At 64.4% G+C, this 13,503-nt stretch carries 12 protein-coding genes; 9 read left to right on the top strand and 3 right to left on the bottom strand.

Annotated features, from left to right (window positions below):
- Positions 1 to 179: 179 nt before the first annotated feature.
- On the top strand, positions 180 to 938 hold the full coding sequence (gene aat, locus ACZ46Y_RS10385) for a leucyl/phenylalanyl-tRNA--protein transferase (protein ID WP_311954475.1): 759 nt from the start codon (positions 180 to 182) through the stop codon (positions 936 to 938).
- 145 nt (positions 939 to 1,083) lie between these two features.
- Entirely contained in the window at positions 1,084 to 1,302 is a 219-nt protein-coding gene (gene infA, locus ACZ46Y_RS10390) for a translation initiation factor IF-1 (protein ID WP_007111068.1), read from the top strand.
- Between the two features lie 158 nt (positions 1,303 to 1,460).
- Here the strand turns inward: infA and clpA are convergent, their stop codons facing one another.
- From clpA to icd, 3 genes are all read right to left on the bottom strand, one after another.
- On the bottom strand, positions 1,461 to 3,737 hold the full coding sequence (clpA, locus tag ACZ46Y_RS10395; RefSeq protein WP_311954469.1) for an ATP-dependent Clp protease ATP-binding subunit ClpA: 2,277 nt from the start codon (positions 3,735 to 3,737) through the stop codon (positions 1,461 to 1,463).
- A gap of 158 nt (positions 3,738 to 3,895) precedes the next feature.
- Complete coding sequence (clpS, locus tag ACZ46Y_RS10400; protein WP_376717576.1) at positions 3,896 to 4,261, bottom strand: ATP-dependent Clp protease adapter ClpS; 366 nt, start codon at positions 4,259 to 4,261, stop codon at positions 3,896 to 3,898.
- Positions 4,262 to 4,508: 247 nt separating this feature from the next.
- A complete protein-coding gene (gene icd / locus ACZ46Y_RS10405) occupies positions 4,509 to 5,780 on the bottom strand; it encodes an NADP-dependent isocitrate dehydrogenase (RefSeq protein ID WP_311954463.1) in 1,272 nt (423 codons plus the stop codon).
- Positions 5,781 to 5,964: 184 nt separating this feature from the next.
- On the opposite strand from icd, the gene ACZ46Y_RS10410 reads away from it, so the two are divergent.
- The 7 genes from ACZ46Y_RS10410 (at position 5,965) to ACZ46Y_RS10440 (ending at position 13,399) form a co-directional block, all read left to right on the top strand.
- Positions 5,965 to 6,540 (top strand): pseudouridine synthase, encoded by a 576-nt coding sequence (locus ACZ46Y_RS10410; protein ID WP_311954458.1) that lies wholly within the window; start codon positions 5,965 to 5,967, stop codon positions 6,538 to 6,540.
- On the top strand, positions 6,537 to 7,022 hold the full coding sequence (locus ACZ46Y_RS10415; RefSeq protein WP_311954454.1) for an NUDIX domain-containing protein: 486 nt from the start codon (positions 6,537 to 6,539) through the stop codon (positions 7,020 to 7,022). The genes ACZ46Y_RS10410 and ACZ46Y_RS10415 overlap by 4 nt, the downstream gene beginning before the upstream one ends.
- A gap of 98 nt (positions 7,023 to 7,120) precedes the next feature.
- The gene (gene mnmA / locus ACZ46Y_RS10420; RefSeq protein ID WP_311954449.1) at positions 7,121 to 8,248 is read left to right on the top strand and encodes a tRNA 2-thiouridine(34) synthase MnmA; all 1,128 of its coding nucleotides are present in this window, start codon (positions 7,121 to 7,123) and stop codon (positions 8,246 to 8,248) included.
- Positions 8,245 to 8,886, top strand: coding sequence for a high frequency lysogenization protein HflD (gene hflD / locus ACZ46Y_RS10425; protein WP_311954445.1), 642 nt, complete (start codon positions 8,245 to 8,247; stop codon positions 8,884 to 8,886). Before mnmA ends, hflD begins: the two co-directional genes overlap by 4 nt.
- 60 nt (positions 8,887 to 8,946) lie before the next feature.
- Positions 8,947 to 10,332: an adenylosuccinate lyase gene (purB, locus tag ACZ46Y_RS10430; protein ID WP_311954441.1), complete on the top strand. Its 1,386-nt coding sequence runs from the start codon at positions 8,947 to 8,949 to the stop codon at positions 10,330 to 10,332.
- Between the two features lie 42 nt (positions 10,333 to 10,374).
- Positions 10,375 to 11,547, top strand: coding sequence for a cupin domain-containing protein (locus ACZ46Y_RS10435; RefSeq protein WP_311954438.1), 1,173 nt, complete (start codon positions 10,375 to 10,377; stop codon positions 11,545 to 11,547).
- Positions 11,548 to 11,800: 253 nt separating this feature from the next.
- Entirely contained in the window at positions 11,801 to 13,399 is a 1,599-nt protein-coding gene (locus ACZ46Y_RS10440) for an isocitrate lyase (RefSeq protein WP_311954433.1), read from the top strand.
- Positions 13,400 to 13,503: the final 104 nt, after the last annotated feature.

Consider the following 13,503-nt stretch of genomic DNA (forward strand, 5'->3'; position numbering starts at 1 on the left):
GCTTTATTAACTGTCAAGCGACCCCCTGTTGTACCCCTGAACCTTTGATGGATGCTTCGTTTGCCAGGCGCCGTGCGGTTATTGGTAACGTTCTCGAACGCGCCGGGACGTGGCATCATACCGGGCATCTTTATGCCGTCACAGGGCTCGTCACGCCCTGCCCGTCATCGGAGCACGCCATGCTACCCTGGCTATCCTCGCCTACGCCCGTCTTTCCTCCCGCCCATGCAGCGCTGGATCAACCCAACGGCCTGCTGGCCGCCGGCGGCGCGCTGACCCCGGCGTGGCTGGTCAACGCCTACCGTCACGGCATCTTCCCGTGGTTTACCGACGGCGACCCGATCCTGTGGTGGAGCCCAGATCCCCGCATGGTGCTTTTCCCCGAGGCGTTCAGGCAGCGCCGCAGCCTGACCAAACGGCTGCGCCACGGCGGCTTCAGCGTCACGCTGAACGGTGACTTCGCCGGCGTGATACGCGCCTGCGCTGCCCCCCGGGACGACGAGGCCGGCAGCTGGATCACCGCGGAAATGCACGCCGCCTACTGCCGGCTGCACCGGCTGGGCATTGCCCACAGCCTGGAAGTCTACCAGCACGGCGTGCTGGCCGGGGGGCTATACGGCGTCGCCCTGGGGCCTGTGTTTTTCGGCGAATCGATGTTCTCGCACCGGCCCGACGGTTCCAAGGCAGCGCTTGCCTACCTGGCTGCCGCCATGCGCGCCCGCGGTGGCAAGCTCATCGACTGCCAGATGCACACACAGCATCTGGCCAACCTCGGCGCAGTCAACGTGGCCCGGTCGACGTTTCTCGACTACCTTGATGCCTGGCTGCCCGAGGTTTCCCCCGGCGCGCCCGGCAGCCCGACGGCTCCGCCGCGCGTGCCCCGGCCTTCCTGGCTTGATGCCCTGGCGGCGCCCGACAGCCGGCGGCTGGTCATTTAGCCGGATTTATCCCGCGACTTTTGCCTTGACGCCCGCCTTGCGGCACAATATAGCGCGTTTTCCCCGCCCGGGCGCTGGCCGCGGGCGGCGCCTCCCCTGCGGGAGGTCTATCCAACATTCATTGAACCAGTGAGGAACGGCCTATATGGCACGTGAAGATCATATTGAAATGGAAGGCGTGATCGTCGACACCCTTCCCAACACCATGTTCCGCGTCGAGCTGGAAAACGGGCACGTGGTAACCGCCCACATTTCGGGCAAGATGCGCAAGAACTACATTCGTATCCTGACCGGCGACAAGGTCAAGGTCGAACTGACGCCGTACGACCTCTCCAAGGGCCGCATCGTCTACCGCTCGCGCTAGCACCGGACCCCTGACCTCTCCTTCCGGGCATGCTCTCGTTGCGCTGCCCGCGACGCCTGCCATCCCGCATCTGCCAGGCCCGGATACGCAAGCGCCCCGTCACCGTTATGGACAGGGCGCCTGATGCATTGCCGGCTCAGCGGCTGGCAGCGCCCCTGTCAGGGCGCATCCGCCATTTCCGCTTCCGTTGACAGCTGCAGCTCGCCGTTTTCCAGGCGGACGTGAACCGTGCCGCCGTGCTCGGCCAGCTCGCCGAAGAGGATCATCTCCGCCAGCGGCTTCTTGAGCTTTTCCTGGATCAGCCGTGCCATCGGGCGGGCGCCCATGTCGGGGTCGTAGCCCTGCTCGGCCAGCCAGTCCCGGGCGCTGTCGTCCACTTCCAGCTGCACGCGCTTCTCGTCCAGCTGCGCCTGCAGCTCGATGAGGAACTTGTCCACCACGCTGCGCACCACCTCGATCGGCAGCGAGCTGAACTGGATGATGCCGTCCAGCCGATTGCGGAACTCCGGCGAAAACGTCTGGTTGAGCACTTCCATGGCGTCGGTTGAGTGATCCTGGGTCTGAAAGCCGATGGAGCGCCGGGTGGCAAGCTCGGCACCGGCGTTGGACGTCATGATCACGATGACGTGGCGGAAGTCCGCTTCCCGGCCGTTGTTGTCGGTGAGCCGGCCGCTGTCCATCACCTGGAGCAGAAGGTTAAACACTTCCGGGTGTGCCTTCTCCATCTCGTCAAGGAGCAGCACGCAGTGGGGCTGCTTGGTGATGGCTTCGGTCAGAAGCCCGCCCTGCTCGTAGCCCACGTAGCCGGGAGGCGCGCCGATCAGCCGCGACACGGTATGGCGCTCCATGTATTCGGACATGTCGAAGCGCACAAGCTCGATTCCCATGATGTGGGATAGCTGGCGCGCTACCTCGGTCTTGCCCACCCCGGTGGGGCCGGCAAAGAGGAAACTGCCCACGGGCTTGTCCGGCGACTTGAGCCCCGCTCGGGAAAGCTTGATGGCCGCCGCCAGGGTGTCGATGGCTTCATCCTGGCCGAACACCAGCATCTTGAGATCGCGGTCGAGGTTGGCCAGCAGCTTGCGATCGGAGCTCGACACGCTCTTGGGCGGAATACGCGCCATGGACGCCACTACTGCCTCGACCTGGTCGACGTCGATGGTATCGATGCGCATTTCCGGCGGCAGCAGCCGCTGGTGGGCGCCGGCCTCGTCGATGACGTCGATGGCCTTGTCCGGCAGGTAGCGATCGTTGATGTAGCGATCCGCCAGGCGGGCGGCGCTTTCCACGGCGGCGTCGGTGTACTTCAGCTCGTGATGCTCCTCAAAGCGTGAACGCAACCCCTTGAGAATACTGATGGTGTCGTCCACCGAGGGCGCCAGCACGTCGACTTTCTGGAAGCGCCGGGCCAGAGCGCGGTCTTTCTCGAAGATGCCGCGAAACTCCTGGAAGGTGGTAGAGCCAATGCAGCGAAGCTCGCCGGAGGACAGCAGCGGCTTGAGCAGGTTGGAGGCGTCCATGACGCCGCCCGAGGCCGCGCCGGCGCCGATCACGGTGTGGATTTCGTCGATGAACAAAATCGCGTTGGGCTGCTTTTTCAGCTCGGCGAGCAGGGCCTTCAGGCGCTTCTCGAAGTCGCCACGATACTTGGTGCCGGCAAGCAGCGCGCCCATGTCCAGGGCGTAGACCACCGCATCGGCAATGACGTCGGGGACGTCTTCTTCTACCACTCGCCGGGCAAGCCCTTCGGCCACCGCCGTCTTGCCCACGCCGGCTTCGCCCACCAGCAGCGGGTTGTTCTTGCGCCGGCGGGCAAGAATCTGCACCACCCGCTCAAGCTCGTGGTCGCGCCCGATCAGCGGGTCAATCTTGCCCAGCCTTGCCTGCTCGTTGAGGTTGGTGGCGTAGCCGGTCAGCGGATGCGAGGCGCTGTCGCCGGTGCCCTCCTCGGCCTCTTCAGCTTCCTCCCGGGACGGCGACGGCGAGGCGCCGTGGCCGGACACCTTGGAAATGCCGTGGGCGATGTAGTTGACCGCATCCACCCGGGCCACGCTTTGCTGCTTGAGGAAATAGACCGCCTGGCTTTCCTGCTCGGAGAAAATCGCCACCAGCACGTTGGCGCCGGTGACTTCATTTTTTCCCGACGACTGCACGTGGAAGACGGCACGCTGCAGTACGCGCTGAAAGCCAAGCGTCGGCTGAGTTTCACGCTCGCCCTGGCTTTCGGGAATCAGCGGGGTGGTCGAGTTGATAAAGTCCTGCAGGTCGGAACGCAGCTTGTCCAGATCCGCCCCGCACGCCTTGAGCACGTCCACGGCGGCGGCGTTGTCCAGAAGCGCCAATAGCAGGTGCTCCACGGTCATGAACTCGTGGCGCTTGGAACGTGCCACGGTAAAGGCCGTATTCAGAGTCAGTTCAAGTTCTTTGCTCAGCATGGCAGTCCCCTTTTCGCTACTTCTGCCCGGGGCGTAACGCCACCTGGGGCTGGCGTCGGATCGGTTTCATCCTTCCGCACTCTCAACATCGGGTACAAAACCCCCACTTGCAAGCCTTCCGGCGAGGTTTTTCTCAACGTTTGTGGGAAATTCCGCGCCTAGTCGTCGGCCACTTCGATATCGCTTTTCAGCGGGTGCTCGCACTCCCGGGCGTACTCGTTGACCTGATGGCTCTTGGTTTCGGCGATATCCCGAGTAAACACCCCGCAGCTGGCCTTGCCCCGATGGTGCACCGTGAGCATGACTTCAATTGCCGCTTCGCTGTCCAGATGAAAAATGCTTCGCAGCACCTCTACCACGAAATCCATCGGGGTGTAGTCATCGTTGTGCAGCACTACCCTATACATGGGCGGCTTAGCAAGCGCGGGGTCAGCCGGCGCAACCGATAGCTCATCGTCGCCCGCCGGCGAGCCCGGGCGCGTCATGCCCGACAGCAGCGGGCGAATGGTGTGTGGTTTCAGCATAGATAATTACATAGACAATAGAGGTGGCATCGTTCACGCCGGGTAAGGAAGGCCGCAGGCCTTTCCCCTTGGACGCCCCACCCGGGCAAGAGTTCAGAGCGTCGGACATTCCAGGCTTGCATGGCTAAACGAGGCCCAAAATAGCACAGCCGGGCACGCCGGCATAAAAAAGCCCCGCCCGCGGCAGCGCGGACGGGGCCTGTGGCCGCTATCACGGCCCTTTTAATGTCGCGGGTATGGCGCGCGCCTACATGTTGTCGGCAACCGCCTGGCCAAACTCGGAGCACTTGAGCAGCACGGCGTTTTCCATCTGGCGGTGGAAGTCGTAGGTGACCTCGCCCTTGGCGATGGCTTTTTCCATGCCCTTGATCACCAGCTCCGCGGCTTCCGTCCAGCCCATGTAGCGCAGCATCATCTCGGCGGAGAGGATCAGCGAGCCGGGGTTGACCTTGTCCTGACCGGCGTATTTGGGCGCGGTGCCGTGGGTGGCTTCGAACATGGCCACCGAGTCGGAAATGTTGGCCCCCGGGGCAATGCCGATACCGCCGACTTCGGCTGCCAGGGCGTCGGAGATATAGTCGCCGTTGAGGTTAAGCGTGGCAATGACGTCGTACTCGGCCGGGCGCAGCAGGATCTGCTGGAGCATGGCGTCGGCAATCACGTCCTTGATGACGATATCCTTGCCGGTCTTGGGGTTTTTCATGGTCATCCACGGGCCGCCATCGAGCGGCTCGGCGCCGAACTCTTCCGCGGCAAGCTCGTAGCCCCAGTTCTTGAACGAGCCCTCGGTGAATTTCATGATGTTGCCCTTGTGCACCAGGGTCATCGAGTCGCGGTCGTTGTCGATGGTGTACTGGATGGCCTGGCGTACCAGCCGCTTGGTGCCCTCCTCGGATACCGGCTTGACGCCGATGCCGCACTGCTCGGGGAAGCGGATGTTGGTCACCCCCATCTCTTCGCGCAGAAACTTGATGACCTTGTCCGCCTCGGCCGAGCCTGCCTGCCACTCGACGCCGGCGTAGATGTCTTCGGAGTTTTCGCGGAAAATTACCATGTCCACGTCGGCAGGTTTTTTCACCGGGCTGGGCACGCCCTTGAACCAGCGCACCGGACGCTGGCAGACGTACAGGTCAAGCTTCTGGCGCAGGGCGACGTTAAGCGAGCGAATGCCGCCGCTGACCGGCGTGGTCAAGGGCCCCTTGATCGAGACCACGTAGTCCTCGACCGCGCGCAGGGTTTCCTCGGGTAGCCAGGTATCGGCGTCGTAGATGCCGGTGGCTTTTTCACCGGCGTAGACCTCCATCCAGTGAATCTTGCGCTCGCCGCCGTAGGCCTTGGCGACCGCGGCGTCGATGGCGATTTTCATCGCCGGGGTGATGTCGGTACCGGTGCCGTCGCCTTCGATATAGGGGATGATCGGCTCGTGGGGAACGTTGAGCGTTTTGTCGGCGTTGACGGTAATCCGGCTACCGCCTTCGGGTACAACAATATGCTGATAGTCCGCGTGGTTGGCGCCCATGAAGAACTCCCTTGTGGGGGTCGGCCCCCGGGCCGGGTTAGCCCGGAGCCGACGGGTTGATTCAGTGCGTCCGCGAGTGTAACACCGCCGCTTCCAGGCACAGTAGCCTTGAGGGCGCGCACTGATCTAAAGTCGAGTATGCTATCGCTTTTTCGAGTAAGCATCAGGTGTTGCCAACGCCGCCATGAGCCAACTTTATCTGCTACACAAGCCTTATCGCGTGCTCAGCCAGTTTCGCGACGACCAGGGCCGCGCGACCCTTGCCGATCACCTTGACGCCAAGGGCGTCTACCCGGCAGGCCGGCTGGACTACGATTCCGAAGGCCTGCTGCTGCTCTCCGACGACGGCGCGCTGATCCATCGTATCGCCCACCCGCGCCACAAACAGCCCAAAACCTACTGGGTGCAGGTAGAAGGCCATATCGACGACGCCGCGCTTGCCGCCCTGCGCCAGGGCATTACGCTGAAGGACGGCCCCACCCGGCCGGCCCGGGCCCGGCGCATCGCCGCCCCCGAGGTCGCCGAGCGCACGCCGCCGGTGGACCCCAAGCGCCACCCGCACACCGGCTGGCTTGAGCTTGTCATCTCTGAGGGGCGCAACCGCCAGGTGCGGCGGATGACCGCCCACGTCGGCTTTCCCACCCTTCGCCTGATACGCGCCGCCGTCGGCCCCTGGCGGCTCGGCCGCCTCGCTCCCGGCGAGTGGCGCCGGGAAACCCTGCACGCCCCGCGCCCTGCCAGCCGGAGATCTCGCCGATGACCTTTGAAACACTCTTTGAACCCCCTGCACGCGCCGCCTGCCGTCCGCACATTCGTGCGACGGTGGCCTGCGTCATCCAGCGCCAGGGGCGCATCCTCATGGTAGAGGAAGACCGCGGCGGGCCCGTCACGCTTTACAACCAGCCCGCCGGCCACATCGAAGCCGGCGAAGGCCCGATCGCCGCCGTGCACCGCGAGGTCAGAGAAGAGACCGCCTGGGAAGTCACTCTCGACGGCTACCTCGGGCTGTACGTTTTCGAGCTCCACGGGCTGACCTTTCACAGCCACGGCTTTATTGCCACGCCGGCGCGCTTTCTGGATACGCCCCTGGACGACGACATCCACGCCGTGCACTGGCTCGTCCCCGATGAGATCCGCGCGCTGGCCGCCAACGGACGCATGCGAAGCCCGCGCGTTCTCCCCCGGGTCGAGGACGCCCTGGCCGAACAGGCGTTTCCGCTGGGCGTTATCCGCGAAGGCTAGCCGGCCGAAAAACGATCGCCGGCTGCCACGGCTCGAAGCATCGCCTGCGCATCGTGTATACTTGCGACCTACCTGCACTATTTTAATCGAGGGTGGCCATGACATCCCCCCAAGGCAAAGTGATCGTCGGCATGTCCGGCGGCGTCGACTCTTCCGTCTCCGCCCTTTTGCTGCTTGAGCAGGGCTATGAGGTCGAAGGCCTGTTCATGAAGAACTGGGACGAAGATGACGGCACCGAATACTGCACCGCCAAGGAAGACCTGGCGGACGCCGAAGCGGTGTGCGAAAAGCTCGGCATCCCGCTGCACACGGCCAACTTTGCCGCCGAATACTGGGACAACGTTTTCGAACACTTCCTGGCCGAATACCAGGCCGGGCGCACGCCGAATCCGGATATCCTCTGCAACCGCGAGATCAAGTTCAAAGTATTTCTCGACTACGCCGAGCTGCTCGGCGCCGAGAAAATCGCCACCGGGCACTACGTGCGCCAGGGGCTGGTTCGCCAGGGTCAGGACGACGCTCGCCCGCGGCTGCTCAAGGGGCTCGATGCCAACAAGGACCAGAGCTACTTTCTCCACGCGGTGCCCGAGGCGGCCATTGCCCGCACGCTGTTCCCGGTGGGCGAGCTTGCCAAGCCCGCGGTGCGCGAGCTGGCCGAAAAGCACGGCCTGGCCACCGCGCGCAAGAAAGACTCCACCGGCATCTGCTTTATCGGCGAGCGGCGCTTCAGCGATTTCCTGAAGCAGTACCTGCCCGCCCAGCCGGGCACCATCGAAACCCCGGGCGGCGACGTCATCGGCGCGCACCAGGGGCTGATGTATTACACCCTGGGCCAGCGCCAGGGGCTGGGCATCGGCGGGCTTGCCGACTACTCCGAAGACCCCTGGTACGTGGCGCAGAAGGACCTTTCTCGTAATGTCCTGGTCGCCGTGCAGGGCAAGCACCACCCGCTTTTGTACAGCGACTCGCTTGCCACCGAGCCCATGGAATGGATCGCCGGCCGCCCGCCCGCGACCCAGGGGCGCTTTCGCGCCAAGACCCGCTATCGCCAGGCGGATCAGCCGTGCTCGCTTGTGACCCGCGCCGACGGCGGCGTCGACGTTCACTTTGACGACCCTCAGCGCGCGGTAACGCCGGGCCAGTCGCTGGTGATTTACGACGGCGACATCTGCCTGGGCGGCGGCGTGATCCGCGACACCTGGAACGCCAGGGAGGCCGCCGCATGAGCAGCGCCACACCGATTCACCGCGCCCCGGACGACCCGGCCAGCCGTCAGGCGCTGGCACTTGCCGGCGTGTTTCAGGCGGCAAGCCTGGTCGACGAGCTGGCGCGCAACGGCCACGCCGACCAGCGCCCCTGGGAGACGCTGATGCAAGCCACCGTGGACACCAGCCCGCCCAGCTTCGAGGCGATTTACGGCGGCCATCCCAACAACCTGCGCCAGGGGCTCGAGCTGCTCGAGGCCCTCGTCGGGCGCAAACAGGGGAGCCCGGTGATCATGCGCTACGGCTTTTCGCTGATTCTGCTGATGAGCAAGCTGCGTAAAAATCCCGACATGCTCGATGCGCTGGGCGAGTCGCTGGATCGCATTCAGCATCAGGCCGCGCACTTCGGCGCCACCCACGAAAACGTCATCGCCAACCTCGGCGAGACCTATCAGGAAACGCTGTCTACCTTTAAACACCGCATCGTGGTGCAGGGCGACCCCACCATGCTGCAAAGCCCCATGATGCCCGAACGCGTACGCGCCTGCCTGCTGGCCGGGGTGCGCTTTGCCCTGCTCTGGCACCAGCAGGGCGGGCGCCGCTGGAAGCTGATGTTTCAGCGCAGCGCCCTGCGCCGCGCCCTGGACGATCTGCGCTAGACCGTTTGCGCCACCCTCGGCCTGCGCCCGGATGACGATTGACTGACCTGGAAAACGACCATGCAACTTTCTGCCCTGACCGCCCTTTCCCCCGTTGACGGCCGCTACGGCGCCAAGACCGCCGCGCTGCGCGAGCACTTCAGCGAGTTTGGCCTGATCCGCGCCCGGGTCATTGTCGAAGTGCGCTGGCTTGAGCGCCTCGCGGGCCAGGGGCAGATTGTCGAGGTGCCGCCGCTTTCCGCCGACGCCACGGGCTTTCTCGACGCCCTGATTCGCGAGTTTTCCGAAGCCGACGCTCAGCGCATCAAGGACATCGAGCGCACCACCAACCACGACGTCAAGGCGGTGGAGTATTTCCTCAAGGAGCGCATCGCCGCTAACGCCGAGCTTGACGCCGTCAGCGAATTCATCCACTTCGCCTGCACCTCCGAAGACATCAACAACCTCGCCTACGGCGTGATGCTAAGCGACGGCCTGGGTGCCCTGCTGCCCGTGCTCCACGAAGTAGTCGAGAGCATCGCCGCGCTGGCCGAAGAGCACGCCGCCCAGCCGATGCTTTCGCGCACCCACGGCCAGACCGCAAGCCCCACCACCCTGGGCAAGGAAATGGCCAACGTCGCCTACCGCCTCAAGCGCCAGCTCCGCCAGATCGAAGAGATCCCTATCCTTGGCAAGATCAACGGCGCGGTGGGCAACTACAACGCCCACCTTACTACCTACCCGGAAGTTGATTGGCAGGCCAACGCGCGCACCTTCGTTGAAGGCCTGGGGCTCTCCTTCAACCCCTACACCACCCAGATCGAACCCCACGACTACATCGCCGAGCTGTTTGACGCCATCGGCCGCTTCAACACCGTGCTGTTGGACTTCGACCGCGACGTCTGGGGCTACATTTCGCTTGGCTACTTCAAACAGAAAACCGTGGAAGGCGAGATCGGCTCCTCGACCATGCCGCACAAGGTCAACCCCATCGACTTCGAAAACTCCGAAGGCAACCTGGGGCTTGCCAACGCCGTGCTTGACCACCTGGCCGCCAAGCTGCCGCTGTCGCGCTGGCAGCGCGACCTCACCGACTCCACGGTGCTCAGAAACCTGGGCGTGGGGCTTGGCTACGCGCTGATTGCCTATCGCGCCTCGCTCAAGGGAATCGCCAAGCTCGAGGCCAACCCCGAGCGCCTGGCCGATGACCTCGACGCCAGCTGGGAAGTGCTCGCCGAGCCGATCCAGACCGTGATGCGCCGCTACGGCATTGACAAGCCCTACGAGAAGCTCAAGGAGCTGACCCGGGGCAAGCGCATCGACCAGGCCGGCTTTGCTGCCTTTATCGACACCCTTTCGCTACCCGACGACGTCAAAGGCGAGCTTAAAGCGCTGACGCCGGCCCGCTATATCGGCAACGCCGAAGCCCAGGCCCGCGATCTCACCCAACAGTTGCGTACGCTGTAAACACCTACGTTGTAAACCGGCTACATCGCCAAGGATACCGCCATGAGCCACCATGATACGCCGCTGACCCTGCTGGGAGACTTGACCCCGGCCGAGTTTATGGCCGAGTACTGGCAGCAAAAGCCGCTGCTGATTCGCGGCGCCATGCCGGAGTTTCTGTCGCCGATCGACGCCGACGAACTCGCCGGGCTTGCCTGCGAGGACGGCGTGGAAGCCCGCCTGATCGAAGAAAACGGCCCGGACGGCCCCTGGCAGGTGTCCCACGGCCCCTTTGACGAGGCCACCTTCGAGCGTCTGCCCGAGCGCGACTGGACGCTTCTGGTGCAGGCCGTGGATCACTACGTGCCCGCGGTTGCCGCCCTGCTCGACGAGTTCGACTTCCTCCCGCGCTGGCGGCTGGACGACATCATGATCAGCTACGCCCCGCCGGGCGGAAGCGTCGGCCCCCACGCCGACCAGTACGATGTCTTTCTGCTACAGGCCGCCGGCCACCGCCGCTGGCAGCTCGGCGGCGAAACCGCGGAAGACGCGCCGATCATTGACGGCATCGACCTGAAAATCCTCGAAACCTTTGAAGTCGAGGCAGACTCCGACTGGGTGCTGGAAACCGGCGATATGCTTTACCTGCCGCCGGGCTGGGCGCACCACGGCGTCAGCGAAACCGACGAGTGCATGACCGTCTCGGTGGGCTTTCGCGCGCCGTCTGCCGACGAGGCCGTGACCTCCTACGCCGACTACCTGGGCGAGCAGCTGCCGGCGTCGCTGCGCTACACCGATGCCGGCATGGCGCCGGCACAGACGCCCGGCGAGATCGACGACGCCGCGCTTGAGCGCATGCGCCGGCTGATACTCGATACGCTGGACAGCCCCGTGCAGATGAGCCAGTGGTTCGGCCGGGTAATGACCCAGCCCAAGTACGTCGACCAGCTGATTCCCTTTGACCCGCCGCTGGACGAGGCGGCCCTGATCGAAAAGCTCGAGCGGACACCGCTGCACCCGGCCCCGGGCTCCCGCTTTGCCTGGCGCCGAGACGGCGGCGCCACTACGCTCTTTGCCGACGGCGACGGCTACCCCTGCACGCCCGAGCTTGCCGTCAGGCTGTGCGAAGGCCGGCTGATACGCGCCGACGTGCTCACCGACTTCCCGGGGGCGGCAGCGCTGCTCGCGCAGCTGGTCAACGCCGGCAGCCTCAACTTCCCGCTCGACGACGACTAGCACCGCCCCTCACCTGCCGGGCGACTTGCCCGGCTTTGCCTCTCCTTTCGCCGTTCGCTGACGGAGGCTTTCAAGAAACTCTGCTACAGCATTGGCAGCGCTTCTCTCGTCATGTCGTCACGCTACAACCCCGCCTGCTCCCAAAAGCCAATTGCTGCCGGCAGGCTCCGTCGCGGATAGTAGAGCCACGTACCGCGGCAAGCAGGGCCGCCGGATACCCTTAGCGATACGTCGACGCCACAGGAGACAGCACATGACGGGACTGCTTGAAGAGATTCAGGAACTGAAGAAGAAGCGCGACGCCCACGGCGGCAAGTGGGACAACATCAACCCCGAATACGCGGCGCGCATGCGCCGGCAAAACCAGTTTCATACCGGACTGGACATTGCCCGCTACACCGCCGCCATCATGCGCGAAGACATGGCCGCCTACGACGCCGACAGCAGCCTGTACACCCAGTCGCTGGGCTGCTGGCACGGCTTTATCGGCCAGCAGAAGATGATTTCGATCAAGAAGCACTTCAACACCACCAAGCGCAGCTACCTCTACTTGTCCGGCTGGATGGTCGCGGCCATGCGCTCGGAGTTCGGCCCGCTGCCGGACCAGTCGATGCACGAAAAGACTTCGGTGCCCGCCCTGGTCGAAGAGCTCTACACTTTTTTGAAGCAGGCCGACGCCTGGGAGCTCAACCACCTGTTCCGCGAGCTGGACGAAGCCCAGGAAGCCGGCAACGACGTTCAGGCCAAGGCGCTGGTTCGTGAGATCGACGAGCACCAGACCCACATCGTGCCGATCATCGCCGACATCGACGCCGGCTTTGGCAACGCCGAGGCTACCTACCTGCTGGCGAAAAAGTTCATCGAGGCCGGCGCCTGCTGCATCCAGCTGGAAAACCAGGTGTCCGACGAGAAGCAGTGCGGCCACCAGGACGGCAAGGTCACCGTGCCCCACGAAGACTTTATCGCCAAGATCAACGCCGTGCGCTACGCCTTTATCGAGCTCGGCGTTGACGACGGCGTCATCGTCGCCCGCACCGACTCGCTGGGCGCCGGCCTGACCCAGAAAATCGCCGTCACCGAAGAGCCCGGCGATCTGGGCGACCAATACAACAGCTACCTCGACGGCGACGAGATCGCAAGCGCTGCCGATATCGGCAACGGCGACGTGGTCATCAAGCAGGGCGGCAAGCTGGTCAAACCCAAGCGTCTGGCCTCCAACCTTTACCAGTTCAAGCCCGGCACCGGCGAAGACCGCGTGGTGCTCGACTGCATCACCAGCCTGCAAAACGGCGCCGATCTTCTGTGGATCGAAACCGAAAAGCCCCACGTAGGCCAGATCGCCGGCATGGTCAACCGCATCCGCGAGGTCTGCCCGGACGCCAAGCTGGTCTACAACAACTCGCCGTCGTTCAACTGGACGCTCAACTTCCGTCAGCAGGTGTTCGACGCCTGGCAGGCAGAGGGCAAGGACGTCTCGGCCTACGAGCGCGAGGCGCTAATGCAAGAGCAATACGACAACACCGAGCTTGGCCGGCTGGCCGACCAGTGGACCGCCAACTTCCAGCGCGATGCTGCCCGGGAGGCCGGCGTATTCCACCACCTGATCACGCTGCCGACCTACCACACCGCGGCACTCTCCACCGACAACCTGGCCAAGGGCTACTTCGGTGAAGACGGCATGCTGGCCTACGTGGCCGGCGTCCAGCGCGAAGAAATCCGCCAGGGCATCGCCACGGTCAGGCACCAGGACATGGCCGGCTCCAACATCGGCGACGACCACAAGGAGTTCTTCCACGGCGACGCCGCGCTCAAGGCCGGCGGCAAGGACAACACCATGAACCAGTTCGGCTGATCCCCGGCAGGCGCCGCCTGGATCACCCGGCACATCAACTATCAAGACAGCAACCATCAAGGGAGGCGAACGCCTCCCTTTTTTACTGTCTGGAGACCGGCAAG

Source organism: Halomonas garicola, from assembly GCF_055382465.1.